Annotated in this window: 15 protein-coding genes; 1 reads left to right on the top strand and 14 read right to left on the bottom strand. The window is 75.2% G+C overall.

Annotation, left to right across the window (positions count from 1 at the left end):
* Positions 1–117: 117 nt before the first annotated feature.
* From J5O08_RS13755 to rpsP, 8 genes are all read right to left on the bottom strand, one after another.
* The gene (locus tag J5O08_RS13755; RefSeq protein WP_147793871.1) at positions 118–441 is read right to left on the bottom strand and encodes a DUF2469 domain-containing protein; all 324 of its coding nucleotides are present in this window, start codon (positions 439–441) and stop codon (positions 118–120) included.
* A gap of 63 nt (positions 442–504) precedes the next feature.
* The gene (locus tag J5O08_RS13750; protein ID WP_217616042.1) at positions 505–1,305 is read right to left on the bottom strand and encodes a ribonuclease HII; all 801 of its coding nucleotides are present in this window, start codon (positions 1,303–1,305) and stop codon (positions 505–507) included.
* Positions 1,302–2,030, bottom strand: a complete 729-nt coding sequence (gene lepB, locus J5O08_RS13745) for a signal peptidase I (protein WP_308281614.1) — start codon at positions 2,028–2,030, stop codon at positions 1,302–1,304. The genes J5O08_RS13750 and lepB overlap by 4 nt, the downstream gene beginning before the upstream one ends.
* 130 nt (positions 2,031–2,160) lie before the next feature.
* Positions 2,161–2,529: a 50S ribosomal protein L19 gene (rplS, locus tag J5O08_RS13740; protein ID WP_147793873.1), complete on the bottom strand. Its 369-nt coding sequence runs from the start codon at positions 2,527–2,529 to the stop codon at positions 2,161–2,163.
* 195 nt (positions 2,530–2,724) lie between these two features.
* Positions 2,725–3,507 carry a tRNA (guanosine(37)-N1)-methyltransferase TrmD gene (trmD, locus tag J5O08_RS13735; RefSeq protein ID WP_218707451.1) on the bottom strand — a complete coding sequence of 261 codons (783 nt, stop codon included), beginning with the start codon at positions 3,505–3,507 and terminating at the stop codon, positions 2,725–2,727.
* Between the two features lies 1 nt (position 3,508).
* Positions 3,509–4,084: a ribosome maturation factor RimM gene (rimM, locus tag J5O08_RS13730; RefSeq protein ID WP_218707449.1), complete on the bottom strand. Its 576-nt coding sequence runs from the start codon at positions 4,082–4,084 to the stop codon at positions 3,509–3,511.
* Between the two features lie 136 nt (positions 4,085–4,220).
* Complete coding sequence (locus J5O08_RS13725; protein ID WP_147793876.1) at positions 4,221–4,460, bottom strand: RNA-binding protein; 240 nt, start codon at positions 4,458–4,460, stop codon at positions 4,221–4,223.
* On the bottom strand, positions 4,460–4,891 hold the full coding sequence (rpsP, locus tag J5O08_RS13720) for a 30S ribosomal protein S16 (protein ID WP_218707447.1): 432 nt from the start codon (positions 4,889–4,891) through the stop codon (positions 4,460–4,462). Before rpsP ends, J5O08_RS13725 begins: the two co-directional genes overlap by 1 nt.
* Positions 4,892–5,248: 357 nt before the next feature.
* Here rpsP and J5O08_RS13715 point away from each other — a divergent pair, with 357 nt between their 5' ends.
* Positions 5,249–6,082: an alpha/beta fold hydrolase gene (locus J5O08_RS13715; RefSeq protein WP_218707445.1), complete on the top strand. Its 834-nt coding sequence runs from the start codon at positions 5,249–5,251 to the stop codon at positions 6,080–6,082.
* A gap of 15 nt (positions 6,083–6,097) precedes the next feature.
* On the opposite strand, the gene J5O08_RS13710 is transcribed toward J5O08_RS13715, so the two are convergent.
* The 6 genes from J5O08_RS13710 to ftsY form a co-directional block, all read right to left on the bottom strand.
* Positions 6,098–7,186, bottom strand: a complete 1,089-nt coding sequence (locus J5O08_RS13710; RefSeq protein WP_218707444.1) for an amidohydrolase family protein — start codon at positions 7,184–7,186, stop codon at positions 6,098–6,100.
* Between the two features lie 34 nt (positions 7,187–7,220).
* Positions 7,221–8,825 (bottom strand): signal recognition particle protein, encoded by a 1,605-nt coding sequence (gene ffh, locus J5O08_RS13705; protein WP_217616047.1) that lies wholly within the window; start codon positions 8,823–8,825, stop codon positions 7,221–7,223.
* 27 nt (positions 8,826–8,852) lie between these two features.
* Complete coding sequence (locus tag J5O08_RS13700; protein ID WP_218707443.1) at positions 8,853–10,649, bottom strand: [protein-PII] uridylyltransferase; 1,797 nt, start codon at positions 10,647–10,649, stop codon at positions 8,853–8,855.
* A 19-nt stretch (positions 10,650–10,668) separates the two neighbouring features.
* On the bottom strand, positions 10,669–11,010 hold the full coding sequence (locus tag J5O08_RS13695) for a P-II family nitrogen regulator (RefSeq protein ID WP_147793882.1): 342 nt from the start codon (positions 11,008–11,010) through the stop codon (positions 10,669–10,671).
* Positions 11,007–12,314 (bottom strand): ammonium transporter, encoded by a 1,308-nt coding sequence (locus J5O08_RS13690; RefSeq protein ID WP_218707441.1) that lies wholly within the window; start codon positions 12,312–12,314, stop codon positions 11,007–11,009. Before J5O08_RS13690 ends, J5O08_RS13695 begins: the two co-directional genes overlap by 4 nt.
* A 201-nt stretch (positions 12,315–12,515) precedes the next feature.
* Positions 12,516–13,715, bottom strand: a complete 1,200-nt coding sequence (gene ftsY, locus J5O08_RS13685) for a signal recognition particle-docking protein FtsY (RefSeq protein WP_218707439.1) — start codon at positions 13,713–13,715, stop codon at positions 12,516–12,518.
* Positions 13,716–13,854 lie beyond the last annotated feature (139 nt).

Below are 13,854 nucleotides of genomic sequence, written 5' to 3'. Positions count from 1 at the left end.
CGGCACCGAGGCTGCCGGGGCCGGGAGGCGACCCGCCGCTCCGCCCCGGCGGAGCTGGGGACGACGCGCGCAGCCGCGCCTGTGGAGGACTCGGTGCCCGCCCCACGAGCGGGGGGGCTACCGCCCGAAGCCACCGCCCGAGCCGAGATCCAGGTCGGCCTTGACCAGCTCCTCGACGTTGACGTCCTTGAACGTCACCACGCGCACCGACTTCACGAACCGCGCGGAGCGGTAGACGTCCCACACCCACGCGTCGGCGAGCGTCAGCTCGAAGTACACCTCGCCCGCCGCGGAGCGGACCTGCAGGTCCACGTGGTTCGCCAGGTAGAACCGGCGCTCGGTCTCGACGACGTACGAGAACAGGCCGACGGCATCGCGGTACTCGCGGTACAGCGCGAGCTCCATCTCGGTCTCGTAGTTCTCCAGGTCCTCGGCGCTCACCGACCCATCATCCCCCATCCGGGCACATCGGCCCGCAACCGGCGCACGCGCCGGGCCGCGACGTCAGCCCGCGACGTCGAGCGTCAGCGGCTCGCCGGCGAGCAGCGCGTCGTCGAGCGCGGCGGCGCCCGGCACGCCCGCGACGGCGTCCGCGCGCACCCCCGCACCCGCCTCGACGCCCGGCAGCCGCCAGGACGTCCGGTGGTGCGGCGTGGGCCCGAGCCGGCGCAGGGCCGCCAGGTGCTCGGGCGCGGAGTAGCCCTTGTTCTCGGCCCACCCGTACTCGGGGTGGTCGTCGTGCAGCCGGGTCATGATCGCGTCGCGCTCGGTCTTCGCGAGGATGCTCGCGGCGGCGACGGCGGCGCACCGGAGGTCCGCCTTGACGATGGTCCGCACGGGCGGCACGACGTCGAGCACGGCCGGCGGCCCGATCAGCGCGTCCTGCGCCGGGGTGGTCACGTAGTCGTGGTTGCCGTCGAGCAGCAGGGCGCCCGGTGCGGTCTCGAGCCCCGCGAGGGCGCGGTGCGCGGCGAGGCGCAGGGCCGCGATGATGCCGTACGCGTCGATCTCGGCGGGCTCGGCGTGCCCGACCGACCAGCAGGCTGCCCAGCGGCGGATGAGCGGGGCGAGCCGCTCGCGCTCGGCGGAGCTCAGCAGCTTGGAGTCCCGAACGCCCTGCGGCACGGCGCGGCTCTCCGCGGTCACCACGACGACGCCGACGGTCACGGGGCCGCTGAGGCTGCCGCGCCCGACCTCGTCGGCGCACGCGAGGGCCGGGACGCCGTCCCGGATGATCTGGCGCTCCACCCGGAGCGTCGGCGCGGCCCGGTTCCAGGCGGTGCGCGCCCGTCCGGCGGCGGTCACGACGGGTCCGGGACGTCGGCGAACACGTCGCCCGGGTTGCGCAGCAGCCCGATCCGGTGGAGGGGCCACAGCTTGACGAACGCGGTGCCGACGACGTCGTCGATCGGCACGGAGCCGCCGCCGGGGTCGCCGAGGTGGAACCGCGAGTCCGCGGACTGCTGCCGGTTGTCGCCCATGACCCAGACGGACCCGGAGGGCACCACGACGTCGAACGCGATGTGGCTCGGGCTGGCGCCGGGCGCGAGGTACTCGGACTCGTCGATCGGCTCGCCGTTCACGGTGAGCGGCGACCCGTCACCCGTCGAGGCGACCCGGTCCCCGGGCAGGCCGATGACGCGCTTGATGAGGTGGTCCTCGGACTGCTGCGGCATGAGGCCGATCGCGATGAGGGCGTCCTGGACGACGTTGGTCTCCGGGACGGTCTGCTGGTCCAGCCAGCCGCCGGGGTCCGAGAACACGACGATGTCGCCCCGGTGGATGTCGAGCGGCCCGGGCGCGAGCTTGCTCACGAGCACGCGGTCGCCCTCGAGCAGGGTGTCGTGCATCGACGCGCTCGGGATGAAGAAGGCCTGCGCGAGGAACGTCTTGACCAGCCACGACAGCACGATCGCGCTGACGAGGATGATCGCGGTCTCCCGCAGGAAGGAGGTGACGGGTCCGCGCCGTCGCTCCTCGGACCTGCCGGCCGCCTCGTGGCCGGCAGGTGCTGCGTGCTGGTCCGTCACCGGATCACTCTCCCACGTCGTCGGACCCGCGCCCACACCCACGCGCCGGTGCGCACCGAACCTCCCCGGCACGACCGACGGGCGGCCACCCCTGTGAGGGGTGACCGCCCGTCGGCGTGCTGCGGAGGTCTCAGGCCTGCTTGGCCGGGACCGCGTCGCGCTTCTCCTTGATCTTGGCCTTCTTGCCGCGGAGGTTGCGCAGGTAGTACAGCTTCGCGCGACGGACGTCACCGCGGGTGAAGACCTCGATGGACTCCAGGGTCGGGGAGTGCACCGGGAAGGTGCGCTCGACGCCGACGCCGAACGAGACCTTGCGGACCGTGAAGGTCTCGCGGATGCCGTCGCCCTGGCGGGCGATCACGACGCCCTGGAAGACCTGGACGCGGGAGCGGTTGCCCTCGACGACCTTGACGTTCACCTTCAGCGTGTCGCCGGGGCGGAAGTCGGGGACGTCGGTGCGCAGCGAAGCCGCGTCGATCGAGTCGAGGATGTGGGACATCGTGTGTCGCTTTCCCGCCGTGCCACAGGTCACGCGCGTCATCGTCGGCGCCTGGGGCGCCGGGTGGCATGAGGTGCGGTGCGCGGCCGATCGCTCGGCGGGCCGTGGTCGCCTCCCCTGTGGCAGAGACGGGGCCGTCGGGCACCGACCGACAAGTGTGCCACAGACGAGGCCCGGCGGTCGAAACCGGGGCCGCTACTCCCCCGCCGGCACCGGCCCGTCGCCGCCCACGACCCACCCGAGGTCGGCCAGCACCGCGCGGTCGGCCTTGTCGAGGTCGCCCGGCGCGAGCCTCGCGAGCAGGTCCGGCCGGCGCGCGGCGGTGCGGGTGAGCGCCTGGTCGCGGCGCCAGCGCTCGACGCGGCCGTGGTGCCCGGACAGCAGCACCTCGGGGACCTCGAGGTCCCGCCAGGCCGGCGGCTTGGTGTACACGGGGTACTCGAGCAGCCCCGCGGCGCCGTGCGACTCCTCGACGAGCGAGTGCGGGTTGCCGACGACCCCCGGCAGCAGCCGGACGACGGCCTCGACGAGCACCATCGCCGCGACCTCGCCGCCGTTGAGCACGTAGTCGCCGATGGAGTACTCGCTGACCCGCACGCCCGGCCGGGACGCGTAGTGCGCCGCGACCCGGGCGTCGATGCCCTCGTACCGCCCGCAGGCGATCACGAGGTGCGCGTCGGCGGCCCACGCCTCCGCGTGCCGCTGGGTGAGCGGGGCGCCGGACGGCGTCGGCAGCAGCAGGTGGCTGCCCTCGGTCACCAGGTCGTCGAGGGCCGCGCCCCAGACGTCGGGCTTCATCACCATGCCGGCGCCGCCGCCGAACGGGGTGTCGTCGACGGTGCGGTGCCGGTCGGAGGTCCAGTCGCGCAGGTCGTGCACGCGCAGGTCGACCAGGCCGCTCGTGCGGGCCTTGCCCACCAGCGACAGGCCGAGCGGGCTCAGGTAGTCCGGGAAGATCGAGACGATGTCGATGCGCACGTCAGTCGTCGTCCCCCGCCGCGTCGCCGCGCGTCTCGTCGCTCACCACGAGGTTCGCCGCGTCCGACGCCAGCAGCCCGCCGGGCGGGTCCAGCACGACCCGGCCGCCGGGGACGTCCACGACCGGCACGATCGCGCGCACGAACGGCACCAGCGTCCGCGCGCCGTCGGGCTCCCGCAGCACCAGGGCGTCCTGCGCCGGCAGGTGCTCCAGACCGACGACTTCGCCGAGCAGCCGGCCGTCGACGTGCTCGGCGCGCAGCCCGGCGAGCTCGTGCGGGTACCAGGCGTCCTCGTCGTCGTCGGCGGTGCTCGCGTCGTCCGCGACCTCCACGACCAGGTCGACGCCCCGCAGCGCCTCGGCCGCGGTGCGGTCGGGCGCCTCCGCGAACGTGACGTACCAGCGCCCCTGCTGCTCCCGGGTGCGCGCGACCGTCAGCGGGCCGCGGTCGGCGGGCTCCGTCGCGAGCACCGCACCGGCCGCGAGGCGCGCCGCGGGGTCGTCGGTGCGCACGTCGAGGGCGACCTCGCCGCGCAGGCCGTGCGCGCGGCCGATCCGGGCGACCGTCAGCAGCATGGGGTTCCTCTCGGGGTGTCCGGCTCCAAGCCGGACCAGCGTACGGGTGCGGGCACGACGCAGGCCCGGCCCCTGCTCGGGACCGGGCCTGTGCCGGTGTCTCACCGGCCGGCGCGAGGCCGACCGGGTGCGCGGCTCACCGCCGGGCGACGTCCACGACGTCCACGCGGACCGGACCCTCGGACGACAGCGCGCCGACGACGGTGCGCAGCGCGCGGGCGGTCCGGCCGCCGCGGCCGATGACCCGCCCGAGGTCGTCCGGGTGCACCCGGACCTCGAGCAGGTCACCGCGGCGGAGCGTGCGGGCGTCGACCCGCACGTCGTCCGGGTGGTCGACGATGCCCCGGACCAGGTGCTCCAGCGCGTCGGCGAGCATCAGGCCTGCTCGTCCTCGGCCGGCGTCTCGTCGGCGGCCGGGGCCTCGGCGGCGGCGGCCTTCTTCTCGGACGCCTTGGCCTTGGCCTTCTCGGCGTCCGCGGCGACGGCGTCGACAGCGGCCTTCACGTCGGCCGGGGCGGCCTTGGTGCGCAGGGTGCCCTCGGCGCCCGGGAGGCCCTTGAACTTCTGCCAGTCGCCGGTGACCTTGAGGAGCGCCAGGACCTGCTCGGTCGGCTGGGCGCCGACGGACAGCCAGTACTGCGCGCGCTCCGAGGAGATGTCGATGAGCGACGGCTCCTCGGTCGGGTGGTACTTGCCGATCTCCTCGATGACGCGACCGTCACGCTTGGTGCGGGAGTCCGCGACGACGACGCGGTAGTACGGCGCCCGGATCTTGCCGAGACGCTTGAGGCGGATCTTGGTGGCCACGGTGTGGTCTTCTCCTGGATGTCTGCGAGGCGGCCGTCGCGGTTCGCACGTGGGGCATGCGGTCCGGTCCGGCCTGGAGGACACGGCATCGAGCGGGTAGAGGGGCCGCGCGCGCCGAGTACAGCAGGCCATTGTGCCAGACCGGCGCCGGTGCGGGCGACCCTGCGCGCGCGTGCCCCGGGTCACGCTGCTTCCCGCTCCACGACCCCTACCGATTCTCGCGGAACCACCCGCCGGATCGGGCGGGCTGGCGAGAATCGGGAGGGACCCGGCCGCCCGAGCGTGCCGACCCCGCCCGCCCGCGGGTCACCCGCGCCGGGTGCGTCGCCGCCGACCGCGCGCTGCCACGATCGCGCCATGACCGCCGTGGACTGGGAGACGCGCGAGGTGGAGGTCGCCGGGCGCCCCGTCACGGTGCGGGTCGGCCCCGAGGTCCCGGGGTCCACGCCCCTGGTGCACGTGCACGGGTTCGCGGTGTCGGGCCGGTACCTGCTGCCGACCGCCGCAGCGCTGGCCGACCGCGGCACGACGTACGTCCCCGACCTCCCCGGCCACGGCGCGAGCCCCGGGCCGAGGCCGCCGCTGTCCATCCCCCACCTCGCGGACGCCCTGCTCGGCACCCTCGACGCGCTGGACCTGGACCGGGTGGTGCTCGTCGGCAACTCGATGGGCGGCCCGGTGAGCCTGGAGGCCGCGCACCGCGCGCCGGACCGGGCCGCGGGGATCGTGCTCGCCTCCCCCGCCGGCGGCGCGCACAACCAGCCGCTGGCGCGCGCCGTGGTCCAGCTGCTCCGCGACTCGGTCCGCGAGGACGTCCGGATGGGCCGGTACTCGCTGCCGGACTACGCGCACTACGGCGCGGTGCCCGCGCTGGCGGCGTTCCGGGAGATGGTGCGGTTCCCGTCCCTGGAGCGGCTGCTGCGCACCCCGGTGCCGACCCTCGCGGTGGTCGGGTCGCGCGACCCGCTGATGCCGCCGCCGCACCGGGTGCGGGAGCTCGCGCACCTCGGGCCGGGGCACCTCACGGTCGTGGTCATCCTGGGCGCCGCGCACGCGATGAACTACAGCCACCCCGAGGAGCTCGCGCACGCGGTGCGGTGCTGGCTCGACGGGCGGCCGATCACGGACGACCCCGCGGCGCACGCCCGGACCCGGGTCCTGCAGGTGGCCCAGGGCGACGCGCCGGCCTGAGCCGCGCCGAGCCCCTCACGCCACCCGCGCCCCGCGCAGCACCACCGCCCGCGGTGCCGCGAGCACCCCGATGTCCTCCCGCGGGTCCGCGTCGTACACCACGAGGTCCGCGCTCTCCCCCTCGGCGAGCCCCGGCACCCCGAGCCACGCCCGGGTCCGCCACGACGCCGCCGCGACCACCTCGCGCGCGGGGAGCCCCGCCGCGACCAGCTCGGCCGCCTCGTCGGCGATCCGCCCGTGCCCGATCGTGCCGCCGGCGTCGGTGCCGACCAGGATCGGCACCCCGGCGTCGTGCAGGTCGCGGACGTGCGCGTACCGGCGCGCGTGCATCCGCCGCATCCGGGCCGCGTACGCCGGGTACCTCTCGGCCCGCCCGGCGATCTCCCCGAACTGGGCCACCTGCAGCAGCGTCGCCGTCACCGGGATCCCCGCGGCGGCGATCCGCGCGATGTGCCGGTCCTCCGCCCCCGTCGCGTGCTCGAGGCAGTCGACGCCCGCGTCCAGCAGCCCGTCGAGCGCCTCGGCGGAGAAGGTGTGGGCCGTGACCCGGGCCCCCGCCTCGTGCGCGACCCGCACCGCGGACGCCAGCACGTCGTCCGGCCACAGCGGCCGCAGGTCGCCGTCGGCGCCGAGGTCCCGGTCGATCCAGTCGGCGACGAGCTTGACCCAGCCGTCGCCCCGCGCCGCCTCCTCCGCCACGGCGCCCGGCAGCGCGTCGGCGGACGCGAGCTCCCGCCCGTAGTGCCGCAGGTACCGCTTGGGCAGCGCGAGGTGCCGCCCGGCGCGGATCAGCCGCGGCAGGTCCTCGCGGGCGTGCACCCACCCGGTGTCGGCGGGCGAGCCCGCGTCGCGGACCAACAGCACCCCGGCGTCCCGGTCGGCCACGGCCTGCGCCTCGGCGGTCGCCCGGTCGACGGCCCCCTCTGCGGCGAGCCCGATGTGGCAGTGCACGTCCACCAGGCCCGGGACCACCCACCCGTCGACCGACGTCCAGTCCCCGCCCGGCCGGTCGAACGTCAGCCGCCCGCCGATGACCCACGCCTCGCCGACGACCCGGTCGTCGTCCAGGACGACCGGGCCGGTCAGGTGCAGCACGTCCCCCATCCACGCCCCCTCGCGCGATCCGGGTCCGCGGCCGTCAGCGGCCGAGGAACTTCTGCAGGTCCTCGATGCTCGACGGGTCGAACGCGTCCTGCTGCTGCGGCGCGCCGCCGCCGATGCCGAACGCCGAGCCCTTCGCGGCGGGCGCGGCGGCCGGAGCGATGCCCGCGGCGCGGTCGGCGGCGGCCTTCTCCTGCTGCGCGCGCTTGGCCGGGTTGCCGGACTTGCCCTTCGCCTTCTTGGACGGGGCGACGCGGCCGCGGCCCTTCTTGCCCGTGCCCGGCAGGTTGCCCATACCGGGGATCGGCATGCCGCCGCCCTTGGCCATCTGCTGCATCATCTTCTGCGCCCCGGCGAACCGCTCCAGCAGGCCGTTGACGTCCGAGACCTCGACGCCGGAGCCGCGCGCGATGCGGGCGCGGCGGGAGCCGTTGATGATCTTCGGGTTGTCGCGCTCGGCCGGGGTCATCGACCGGATGATCGCCTCGACCCGGTCGACCTCGCGCTCGTCGAAGTTCTCGATGGCCTCGCGCATCTGCCCCATGCCGGGGAGCATGCCGAGCATCTTCTTCATCGAGCCCATGTTCTTCAGCTGCTGCATCTGCTGCAGGAAGTCCGCGAGCGTGAAGCCCTGGCCGGAGGCAAGCTTGCCCGCCATCTCCTCGGCCTGCTCGGCGTCGAACGCCCGCTCCGCCTGCTCGATGAGGGTGAGCACGTCACCCATGTCGAGGATGCGGGAGGCCATCCGGTCGGGGTGGAACACCTCGAAGTCGGTGAGCTTCTCACCGGTCGACGCGAACAGGATCGGCCGGCCGGTGACCGACGCGACCGACAGCGCGGCGCCACCGCGGGCGTCGCCGTCGAGCTTGGACAGCACGACGCCGGTGAACCCGACGCCCTCCTGGAAGGCCGTGGCGGTGGCGACGGCGTCCTGGCCGATCATCGCGTCGATGACGAACAGGATCTCGTCCGGGCTCACGGCGTCGCGGATGTCCGCGGCCTGTCGCATGAGCTCGGCGTCCACGCCGAGGCGGCCGGCGGTGTCGACGATGAGCACGTCGTGCTGGCGCGCCCGCGCGGTCGCCAGGCCCTCGCGGGCGACGGCGACCGGGTCGGCGCCGGCGACGACGTCGAGCTCGCTGCCCTGGTTGCCCGGGTGCGGCGCGAACACCGGCACGCCGGCCCGCTCGCCGACGACCTGGAGCTGGGTGACGGCGTTGGGGCGCTGCAGGTCGGCCGCGACCAGCAGCGGCGTGTGGCCCTGCGACTTCAGGTGCAGCGCGAGCTTGCCGGCGAGCGTGGTCTTGCCCGCGCCCTGGAGGCCCGCGAGCAGGATGACGCTCGGCGGGTTCTTCGCGAGGTGCAGCGGCCGGTTCTGGCCGCCGAGGATCGACACCAGCTCGTCGTTGACGATCTTGACGACCTGCTGCGCCGGGTTGAGCGCGCCCGAGACCTCGGCGGAGAGCGCGCGCTCCCGCACGGCGCCGGTGAACTGGCGCACCACCGGGACGGCGACGTCGGCGTCCAGCAGGGCGCGGCGGATCTCGCGCACGGTGGCGTCGATGTCCGCCTCGGACAGCCGCCCCTTGGAGCGCAGGTTCTTGAAGGTCGACGTCAGTCGGTCGGACAGGGTGGCGAACACCGCGCGATCCTCACGCTCTCTCGGCGGTCAGGGACGTCCCAGGGTACCCGCCAGCCGGGCCGACGCCCGCGCCACGAGGTCGTCGACGAGCTGGGCGCGCCACGCGGTCCACGCGGTGGGTCCGGCGGACGACGCGTCGGCCTCGGTGAGGGCCCGGAGCAGGGCGAGCAGGTCGGGACGGTGGTCGACCGCCGCGAGCAGCGCGTCGACCGTCGCCGGGTCGTCCGGGTCGGACCCGGTGGCGAGCTCGGACAGCGTCAGGTGCTCCCGCACCAGGCGCGCGACGTCGGCGGCGTCGTCCGGGCCGAACCCCATGCGGGCCACGACCGGGCCCGCCAGGCGCGCGCCCTCGACGGAGTGGTCCCCCGCCCCGGCGCGCTTGCCGATGTCGTGCAGCAGCGCGGCGACCAGCAGGACCTCCGGCCGGTCGACGGTCCGGCGCAGCCCGGCGGCGCGCGCGGCGGCCTCGACGAGGTGCCGGTCGACGGTGTGCCGGTGGATGGGCGAACGCTGGGGACGGTTCCGCACGCCGGCCCACTCGGGGATCCAGGTGGTGACCACGCCCGCGAGGTCGAGCGCCTCCCACACCGGCACCTGCGCCGGGCCGGTGGCGAGCAGCTGCACCAGGAGCGTCCGCGCGGCCTTCGGCCAGGGCTCGGGCAACGGCGGCGTGCGCTCCAGGCTGGTGACGGTGATGGGCGACAGCGTGAGCCCGGTGCGCGCGGCGGTCGCGGCGGCGCGCAGGGACAGCAGCGGGTCGGCCGCCGGCTGGGCGTCGGCCGCGAGCACCAGCTCGCCGTCGTGCTCGACCAGGCCCTCGCCGACGGTGCGCAGCCGCGGGGCCGTCCGCCGGCCGCGCACCAGCACCGGGCGCCGCGCCGGGCGGGCCAGGGCCTGGCGCGCGTTCCGGGCGGTGCTGTCCAGCGCGTAGGACACGACGCGGCCGGCCTCGGCCAGGCCGGCCAGCAGGTCGTCGCGGTCCCCCACGCCCAGCAGCTCGGCGACCTCGTCCTGGTCGGCGAGCAGCAGCCGGTTCGTGTGCCGCCGGCTGACGGTCTGCACGGCGTCGCGCACGTCGAGCAGGTGCGCGTGCGCGCGGTCGACGGCGCCGTGCGGGCGGTCGGTGAGCCAGGTCGCGGCCAGCGCGGACAGCACCACCGCGTCCCGGATGCCGCCGCGGGCCTCCTTGAGGTCCGGCTCGATCAGGTACGCGAGCTCGCCGTGCCGCTCCGCGCGCTGCCGGGTGGACGCCAGCAGCTCGGGCAGCCGGCGCCGGGCGGCGGACCGCCAGTCCGCCAGCAGGGCGGACCGGGCCCGGTGGATGATGCCGGGGTCGCCCGCGACGGGGCGCAGGTCGAGCAGGCCCACCGCGGCGGGCAGGTCCTTCGACGCGACCTGCCGGCACTGGGCCAGCGACCGCACCGAGTGGTCGAGGTCCAGCCCGGCGTCCCAGATCGGGTACCAGAGCCGGTCCGCGAGCGCCGCGAGCTCCTCGGCCGAGTGACCGCGGCCGTCGTGCACCAGCAGCAGGTCGAGGTCGCTGGCCGGGCTCGCGTCGCCGCGGCCCACGCTGCCGACCGCACCGAGCCCGATGCCCGGCGTCTCGCGCCCCTCGGTGGCGTCCTCCCACAGCTCGGCCAGGCGCCGGAGCACCAGGTCCGAGACCGCCTGCCGGCGCGCGGCGCCGTCGCCGTCCGGGCCGGACAGCCGCGCCGCGAGGTCGAGCCGCTCGACCCGGAGGTCCCGCACCCCCACGTGCTGGGGGTGCGGGACCTCCGGGGTCTCGCCGCCGGCCGTGCCCCCTGACGACCGTTCGTCGATCATGCTCGGGCGGACCGCCCGGTCACAGGGCCTCGGGCCCGTGCTCGCCGGTGCGGACCCGGGCGACGTCCTCGACCGGGACGACCCAGACCTTGCCGTCGCCGATCTTGCCGGTCTGCGCGGCCTTCACGATGACCTCGACGACACCGGGGGTGTCCTCGTCCGTGACCAGCACGTCGATCTTGACCTTCGGGACCAGGTCGACCGTGTACTCGGCCCCCCGGTAGACCTCGGTGTGACCGCGCTGGCGGCCGTAGCCGCTGGCCTCGCTCACCGTCAGGCCGCGGATCCCCGCCGCCTCGAGGGCGGACTTCACGTCGTCGAGCCGATGCGGCTGGATGACCGCCGTCACGAGCTTCGTCATGCCTTCACCTCCGTCACCACGCGGGCGCCGCCCAGCGTCTCGTACCCCGTCTCACCGTGCACGGCCAGGTCGATCCCGCCGACCTCGGCCTCCTCGCTGACCCGCCAGCCCATCGTGGCCTTCAGGATGAACCCGATGACCGCGGTCACCGAGCCGGAGAAGATCAGCGCCAGCAGGGCGATGACCACCTGGACCACGAGCAGCTTGACGCCGTCGCCGAAGAACAGGCCACCCTCGGCGGCCAGGAAGCCGATGCCGATGGTGCCGACGAGGCCACCCACCAGGTGGACGCCGACCACGTCGAGCGAGTCGTCGAAGCCGAACCGGTACTTCAGGCCGACCGCGAGGGCGCACAGCGCACCGGCGACCACACCCAGGATGATGGCGGTGACCGGACGCAGGGCACCCGCGGCCGGGGTGATGGCGACCAGACCCGCGACGACGCCGGACGCGGCACCGAGCGAGGTGGCGTGGCCGTCGCGGATCTTCTCCGTGATGAGCCAGCCGATCATCGCGGCGGCGGTGGCGGCGGTGGTGTTCACCCAGGCGAGGCCCGCGGTGCCGTCGGCGGTGAACGCCGAGCCCGCGTTGAAGCCGAACCAGCCGAACCACAGCAGCGCGGCACCCAGCATGACGAACGGCAGGTTGTGCGGGCGCATCGGCTCCTTGCCGAAGCCCTTGCGCCGGCCGACGATCAGCGCGAGCACCAGGCCCGCGATACCGGCGTTGATGTGCACGACGGTGCCGCCGGCGAAGTCGATCGGCGCGACCGTGGCCGCCCCGTCGGTGGTGCCGAAGAGCATCGCGGCGATGCCGTTCTCCGAACCGGACAGCGCGCCGCCGCCCCAGACCATGTGCGCCAGCGGGAAGTAGCTGAACGTCGCGAACAGCGCGGTGAACGCGACCCAGGTGCCGAACTTCACACGGTCGGCGATCGCGCCGGAGACCAGCGCGACGGTGATGATCGCGAACGTCACCTGGAAGGCGACGCCGACGATGACCGGCACGCCGTACCCGTCGATCAGGTACTCGCCGTTCTCGTCCCAGATCGCGCCCGACAGCCCGAACTGGTCGAACGGGTTGCCGAAAATCCCCGCGACGTCCGAGCCGTAGGACATCGACCAGCCCCAGAACACGTACACCACGGCGACCACCGCGATGCTGATGAACGACATCATCATCATGTTGAGCACGGACTTGCCGCGCACCATGCCGCCGTAGAAGAACGCCAGTCCCGGCGTCATGAGCAGCACCAGGGACGCTGACGTCAGCATCCAGGCTGTCGCTCCGGTGTCCAGATCCATGTGGAACGCCTCTCCCCTCGCCGGCCGGTCTGCCGGATCGGGGACCAGAGTCGTGCGCGGCCGTTTCGCGACGGCGCCACCGGTGTTACACCGGTGTGACGAGCGGTCCGCGCGCGTCAACATCGTGTTACGGGACGGCCCGCGTCTCAGGGGGCGGGACGCGGGCCGGTCGGCGGGGGCGGGGCGGGGCGCCCGCGGACGTCACCCCAGGATGCCGTCCACGAACTCCTCCGGGTCGAACGGCGCGAGGTCGTCCGGACCCTCGCCGAGCCCGACGAGCTTCACCGGCACGCCCAGCTCGCGCTGCACGGCGACGACGATGCCGCCCTTCGCGGTGCCGTCGAGCTTGGTCAGCACGATGCCGGTCACGCCGGCGACCTCCGCGAACACGCGCGCCTGGTTCATGCCGTTCTGGCCGGTGGTGGCGTCGAGCACCAGCAGCACCTCGGACAGCGGCGCGGTGCGCGTGATGACCCGGGTGATCTTGCCGAGCTCGTCCATGAGGCCGGCCTTGTTCTGGAGCCGGCCGGCGGTGTCGACCAGGACCACGTCGACGCCCTCGGCCGCGCCCTCCCGGACCGCCTCGAACGCGACCGACGCCGGGTCGGCGCCGTCGCGGTCGGAGCGGACCGTGCGCACGCCGACACGCGAGCCCCAGGTCTCGAGCTGGTCGGCGGCCGCGGCGCGGAACGTGTCCGCTGCGCCGAGCAGCACGGTGCGGCCGTCGGCGACGAGCACGCGGGAGAGCTTGCCCACGGTCGTGGTCTTGCCGGTGCCGTTGACGCCGACGACCAGGACGACCGCGGGGACGGTCACGCCGTCCTCCCCGGTCTGCGGGGCGGTCGACAGGGTGCGGTCGAGCGACGGGTCGACCAGCGCCAGCAGCTGCTCGCGGAGCAGGGCGCGGACCTGGGCCGGGTCCTTGAGCCCCTGGACGCGGGCCCGGGTGCGGATCGACTCGACCAGGTCGGCGGACGGGCCGGCGCCGACGTCGGCGAGCAGGAGCGTCTCCTCGAGCTCGTCCCAGTCGTCCTCGGTCAGGTGGTCGCGGGACAGCACCTGGAGCATGCGGGCGCCGAGCGGCGAGCCCGAGCGGGCCAGGCGGTCTCGGAGCCGGGTGAGCCGGCCGGCCGTCGGGGCGGGGACCTCGAGCGCGGGGGCGGTCGCGGCGTCCTCGGGCGCCGGGGCGCCGGGCGCGGTCGGCGCCTCGGGGACCGTCGCCTCGGGGGCCGGCCGCTCGAGCGTCGAGGTGCCCGTGCCGGAGCCCCCCGCGGGGCGCTCGTCGGTCCGGTCGCGGTCGCCCGCGTTCCGGCGCCGCTGGAGGACGGCCGCGCCGCCGCCGAGGATCGCCAGGGCCGGCACGCCGACGAGGAGCAGGTTCAGGAGGTCGTTCGAGTCCACCGGGACAGTCTGTCAGGCGGACGGGCCGGGCGCGGCGCGGGTGCGGCGCCGGTCAGGCGTCGCCGCGCTGCGGCGGGACCGTCGGCGGCGGCGTCGCGGGACCGGCGACGCTCGCGGCCGGGGCCGGCCGGGCGGCGGC

Origin of the sequence: Cellulomonas sp. PS-H5 (genome assembly GCF_019265565.1) — a bacterium.
Classification (GTDB): Bacteria; Actinomycetota; Actinomycetes; order Actinomycetales; family Cellulomonadaceae; genus Cellulomonas.
This window is presented reverse-complemented; position numbering and strand designations above follow the sequence as displayed.